Origin of the sequence: Gilvibacter sp. SZ-19 (genome assembly GCF_002163875.1) — a bacterium.
Classification (GTDB): domain Bacteria; phylum Bacteroidota; class Bacteroidia; order Flavobacteriales; family Flavobacteriaceae; genus Gilvibacter.
Genome location: NZ_CP019333.1, coordinates 429156 through 435259 on the forward strand (window position 1 = coordinate 429156; position 6104 = coordinate 435259).

General features: G+C 45.8%; 3 protein-coding genes. All 3 read right to left on the reverse strand.

Features of this window, described 5'->3' with window-relative positions; all coding sequences use genetic code 11:
- Positions 1 to 34 precede the first annotated feature (34 nt).
- Positions 35 to 1975 (reverse strand): OmpA family protein, encoded by a 1941-nt coding sequence (locus BTO09_RS02000; RefSeq protein ID WP_087523070.1) that lies wholly within the window; start codon positions 1973 to 1975, stop codon positions 35 to 37.
- Positions 1976 to 1985: 10 nt separating this feature from the next.
- Positions 1986 to 2930, reverse strand: a complete 945-nt coding sequence (locus tag BTO09_RS02005; protein WP_087523071.1) for a type IX secretion system membrane protein PorP/SprF — start codon at positions 2928 to 2930, stop codon at positions 1986 to 1988.
- 55 nt (positions 2931 to 2985) lie between these two features.
- The coding region (locus BTO09_RS02010) for a gliding motility-associated C-terminal domain-containing protein (RefSeq protein ID WP_198356510.1) at positions 2986 to 6104 on the reverse strand (3119 nt) is incomplete at its 5' end.

A 6104-nucleotide genomic window follows, 5' to 3' on the forward strand; every position in this document is an offset into this window, starting at 1 on the left:
CAAGCGCCTTTTTGGTGAGGTTAATTGGGAAGTCTTAATCCTGTATGATAAACATGGATCGTCTGTTGAGCTGGTGCTCTTCTTCACTACATTCCACTCCGTTGGCACATTGGTTAACCAATCGCGTCTCTCCATAGCCCTTTGCAGATAGTCGCGACGGAGCAATTCCACGCTCTACCAACCAAGCCATGGTCGATTGCGCTCGACGCTCGGATAGGATTTCGTTATATCGATCTGTAGCTCTACTGTCTGTATGAGATTCTATATGAATTACAAGTTCTGGATATTGCTGCATAGCAACTAAGATCTTAGCCAATTCCACAGCAGCATCCGGACGGATGTTGAATCTATCCAAATCGAAATAGATCGGCTGCAAGTCCAATTTACATCCTAAGTCGTTAGAAGCACAAGGAACTCCAATTAGGGCCAAAGAAGCATCTACCACGCTGGTCACATCCGGAGTATTTACAATGCGCTCTGCGGGTTCGTAATCGAGCTTATCTGCGCGAACCACATATTGTGTATTACAGGCCACTACAAAGCTATACTTAGCATCATCGCCCACAATTACAGGTTCTCCAACCGGATTGTTCTCTGCGTCGACCAATTGTACGCGAGCTCCCGGAAGTAGTTCTCCTGTTCCGGCATCGGTGATCACACCTTCTAAAGTGATCTCACACTGTCGCACACGGTAAATCTCGTCATTGGTGAATCCGGCATCGCCATCGCGATTGGAGGAAAGATATCCGATCTTCTTGCTTTCTCTTACGATAAAACCAAAATCGTCTTTCTCGCTGTTTGCAGGTTCACCCAAATTGGTAATTGTAGTAGGCAGTCCATTTTCGTTCAGTGGAGTCATATAAATATCCAATCCTCCGAGGCCTGCACGACCGTCAGAAGAAAAATACAAATGATTGGATTCACTGATAAAAGGAAAACTCTCGCGCGCCTCTGTATTGATCTCGGTAACATTGACAGGATCTCCGTATGTTCCGTCTTCGTTGATGGTTACATACCAAATATCACTTTGTCCAAGCGTTCCGGGCATGTCAGAAGCGAAATACAAACGTTTACCATCCAAACTCAAGGTTGGGTGGGCCACAGAATAATCGTCGCTATTAAATGGAAGCTCTTGAATGTTGGTCCAAAAGGTTTCGCCGCTTAAGGTTGCTTTGTAGATCTTTAGGCGGATGGTCTTGGTCTTGTCTTTCCCACGTTTTCCGTCTATAAAATTGTTACGCGTAAAGTACATATGACGCAAGTCCTGAGTGAACGCAGGATTGGATTCGTGGTATTTAGTGTTCACATCGCCTTTTAAACGCTTGAGGTTGATCAGATCACCCTCGGCATCCATATCGGCAATAAAAAGATCCAAATACGGCTGGTTGTTCCATTCGTGTACTGCTAATTTACCATCCATGATAGTATCTGAAGCAGATGCGAATACCACCTTGTTCTCTCCAAAATAGGCGGGGCCAAAGTCGGAGTTCGCAGTGTTGGCACTCACTTTAGAGAGTTCGTAATCTATTGCACCAAAAGCGATATCCTTTAGATAATCAGGGTTCGCTTTAAAATTGGTAGCAATCTTGGTTGCTCCTCCTTTTTCCACAAAGGTCGCCATCATTTGGTCTGACTCTTCGTAGCGCCCTAGACTTTTAAGGGCTAGCGCGTAGCGATAGTAATAGATCGGTTCGGCTTCTTCTGCGTAATCGCTCACTAGACGTCCGTACCATTTGGCGGCATCTTTATAATCGCTGTTAAAGAAATAGGTGTTTCCTAATTTCTGATAGATCTCTGCAGAGACGTAACCGTCTTTAACTACCTGCAAATAGACCTTCTGAGCATCGATATAGGCGTATTTGTCATATTCCTTATTCGCCTGATTGAGCTGTGTTGTCTGTGCATGACCAAGTTGTAAACTAAGCAGGAATCCCAGAGCAATAAATGCTGATCTGATTGGTGAGGTTGAATTCATGTATGCCCGTTTAGAAGAAGCGCGGTGTTAAAGCGCGTTCTGGTTTATTAAATATCTCGAATCGCACAAAGAATTCATACGATCCGCTGTTGAATTGTTGTAAATCTGTGGTTTCTCTGTCGTAAGCAAAACCTAAGAACAAGCCTTCTGTCGCTTGGAAACCAACCATTCCGCTCAAGGCAGCACTCCAGCGGTAGGCAGCTCCTAAAGTGAATTTCTCATTGATCATGAAGTTGGCCGAAAGATCTACCTGCAAAGGCGAACCACTAACCAATTTGGTCAGTAAGGCTGGTTTGAACTTCACATTAGTTCCTAGATCGAACACATAACCTGTGATAAAGAAATAGTGCAAGCGCTCCGCAGCAATAGTTTGAGCAGAGGTTGGCCCGATCTCACTTTCGTCGAAATGCTTGGTATTTAAAAAGTTCGGTACAGAAAGACCAACATAGAACTTATCAGAATAATAGTAGACTCCGGCTCCGATCTGCGGCTGTAAACGATTGTCAATATTATTCTCAAAGACATCGCTACCGTCTGCAATATTGAGCAAAGAGAAGTCTACATCCAATACATCGATCCCCGCTTTTAAACCAAAAGCGAGTTTATAGAATGCCGAAGTATTGATCGTATACGAATAATCTATGTTTACATTGGATTCTTTAGCCGGGCCGAGCTGTTCACTCACAATAGACAATCCCAGTCCCATGTTCTCCATGGCTCCAATAGGTGAATTCACTGTGAAAGTTCCCGTTTTTGGGGCTCCTTCCAGTCCAACCCACTGACTGCGATACAGGGCTGCAAAATCCAATGATCCACGAGAGCCTGCGTAAGCCGGGTTCACCACCTGCGTATTGTACATATACTGCGTGTACTGCGGATCTTGTTGCGCAAAACTTTCAAAGCAAACGCACATCAAGAGTGTGGCTAGTAGATTTAAAGAAATTTTTCTGATCATTTCCGTATGATTTTAAGGTCCCGGGGATCGCTCCCCGGGAGTCTTTCTTTTATTGTTATTGGTTGTTGATGTATAAGTAACCGTCGTTAGTTAACGTTTCCCCGTCTACAAAGCGACGCAGTACGTAGTAATACGTTCCTGTTGGAAGCTTCTTACCTTCTCTAATGGTTACACGACCTTTAGAGATTCCTTCGAACACGTTCTCTCTACCGCTGGTTCCACCGTAATTGTCGGTTTCGAATACAAGTACACCCCATCGGTTAAAGATCTGCATATTGTTGTTCGGGAACTGTTCGATTCCATTGATCTGGAAGTAATCGTTAAGGCCATCTCCATCTGGAGTTATACCGTTAAAGATCTCGAACTCGGCACCCAATACATCTGGCAATACCACTACTGTTGGATCGTCCGGATCACCATCGCCATTGTTATCGCGGTTGGTTGGATCGTTCGGATCGTCAGATTCGTCAGTAACCTCATTTCCGTTCTGATCAACACCCGTTGCTATAGCTTGGTTGATCACCTCACCGTTCTCGATATCTTCTTCTGTGATCGCGTAAGTAGCAGTAAAGGTCGAATCATCTACCTCTCCTGGCTCCAAGGTGATCGGACCTCCGGTCACTGGTACTAGTGGATCATCTATTGTGATATCGTAAACAGTTACGTTACCTGTATTGGTCACTACGAAGGTGTACGTAATGGTCTCTCCTGGTTGTGGCTGATCGTCTCCGTTCTCATCGTTAAAGACTCCAACTTTCTCTACAGAGATAGATCCGTCCTGACAGATGTTCGTTTCTGTCGGATCGTCTTCTAAGATGCTGTTGTCGTCTGACAAGTCAGATACTTCAGTTCCATCAGGAGCCGTACCAAAGGCTTCTGCCTGGTTCATTACAAATCCGTTATTCACATCGTCTAAAGTAACCGTGTACACTGCAGTGAAAGTTTCTGTATCAGTCTCTCCCGCTGCTATGGTCACAGGACCACCGATCACAGCAACCATAGGATCTACTACAGTTACATTGGTCAAGGTTACATTACCTGTGTTGGTTACAAAGAATTGGTAAGTAATGGTCTCACCAGCGTCGGTACAACCGTCTCCATTTTCATCATTTACGGTACCTACTTTGATCAAGGCAATGCTCGGTGCCTGACATAGGTCGGTCACAGTGATATCGTCCTCTAAGATGCTATTGTCATCAGAAAGGTCGCTTACGGTTCCTCCTAGTGGAGTTACCCCGGTCACCTCGGCCTGATTCTCTTTGAATCCAGCGTCGATATCTGCCTGAGTGATCAAGTAAGTTGCCGTAAAGGTCGTACTGTCTGATTCTCCAGCAGCTAAGGAAGCTAATGGACCTCCTACTACAGCTACATCCGGATCGATCACATTGATATTGGTCAAGGTTACATTACCAGTGTTCACTACAGTGAAGGTATAGGTAATGGTTTCCTTAACGTCTGCACAACCGTCTCCGTCAAGATCGTTGAATACACCTTCCTTGATGATGGCAATGCTCGGTTCTTGACAAAGCTTAGTGATCGTAGGATCATCGTCACTTATGGTCAATCCAGACTCATCACTTACTACCGTTCCATCAGGAGCAGTTCCCTCTGCAGTAGCTTGGTTTACAACCTCGCCTGCATCGATATCTGCAGCAGTAATCGTATAAGTACCCGTATACGTCCAAGTCTCATCTACATCCAATTCACCGTCTCCATCGGTATCACCATCCACAAAAGTGATCGGTGCTACTAGGATATCAGTTACTGTGATGCCCGATAGGCTTACGTTTCCTTCATTAGTTACTACGAAGGTATATTCGATGGTCTCTCCTGCGTCGGCACAGTCATCACCGTTACCGTCTACAAAGATTCCAGTCTTCACAATTGCGATAGCAGGGTTCTGACACAGTTCAGTTACTGTAGCATCGTCTGCATCTACCGTAGTACCAGACTCATCGCTCACTACTGTTCCATCAGGAGCAGTTCCCTCTGCAGTAGCTTGGTTAACAACCTCGCCTGCGTCGATGTCTGCAGCAGTAATCGTATAAGTACCCGTATACGTCCAAGTCTCATCTACATCCAACTCTCCGTCTCCGTCAGTGTCACCATCCACAAAAGTGATCGGTGCTACTAGGATATCAGTTACTGTGATGCCCGATAGGCTTACGTTTCCTTGGTTAGTTACTACGAAGGTATATTCGATGGTCTCTCCTGCGTCGGCACAGTCATCACCGTTACCGTCTACAAAGATTCCAGTCTTCACAATTGCGATAGCAGGGTTCTGACACAGTTCAGTTACTGTAGCATCGTCTGCATCTACCGTAGTACCGGACTCATCGCTCACTACTGTTCCATCAGGAGCAGTTCCCTCTGCAGTAGCTTGGTTAACAACCTCGCCTGCGTCGATGTCTGCAGCAGTAATCGTATAAGTACCCGTATAGGTCCAAGTCTCATCCACATCCAATTCTCCGTCTCCGTCAGTATCACCATCCACAAAAGTGATCGGTGCTACTAGGATATCAGTTACTGTGATGCCCGATAGGCTTACGTTTCCTTCGTTGGTTACTACGAAGGTATATTCGATGGTCTCTCCTGCGTCGGCACAGTCATCACCGTTACCGTCTACAAAGATTCCAGTCTTCACAATTGCGATAGCAGGGTTCTGACACAGTTCAGTTACTGTAGCGTCGTCTGCATCTACCGTAGTACCAGACTCATCACTCACCACTGTTCCATCAGGAGCAGTTCCCTCTGCAGTGGCTTGGTTTACAACCTCGCCTGCATCGATGTCTGCAGCAGTAATCGTATAAGTACCCGTATACGTCCAAGTCTCATCTACATCCAACTCTCCGTCTCCGTCAGTGTCACCATCCACAAAAGTGATCGGTGCTACTAGGATATCAGTTACTGTGATTCCAGATAGGCTTACGTTTCCTTCGTTGGTTACTACGAAGGTATACTCGATGGTCTCTCCTGCGTCGGCACAGTCATCGCCGTTACCGTCTACAAAGATTCCAGTCTTCACAATTGCGATAGCAGGGTTCTGACACAGCTCAGTCACTGTAGCATCGTCTGTATCTACTGTAGTACCTGACTCATCACTCACCACTGTTCCATCAGGAGCAGTTCCTTCTGCGGTAGCTTGGTTTACAACCTCGCCTGCGTCGATGTCTG

Excerpts from the sequence above, each read along its gene's own strand:
- BTO09_RS02005 (WP_087523071.1), bottom strand. The coding sequence starts at position 2,930 with ATGATCAGAAAAATTTCTTTAAATCTACTAGCCACACTCTTGATGTGC.
- BTO09_RS02000 (WP_087523070.1), bottom strand. The coding sequence starts at position 1,975 with ATGAATTCAACCTCACCAATCAGATCAGCATTTATTGCTCTGGGATTC.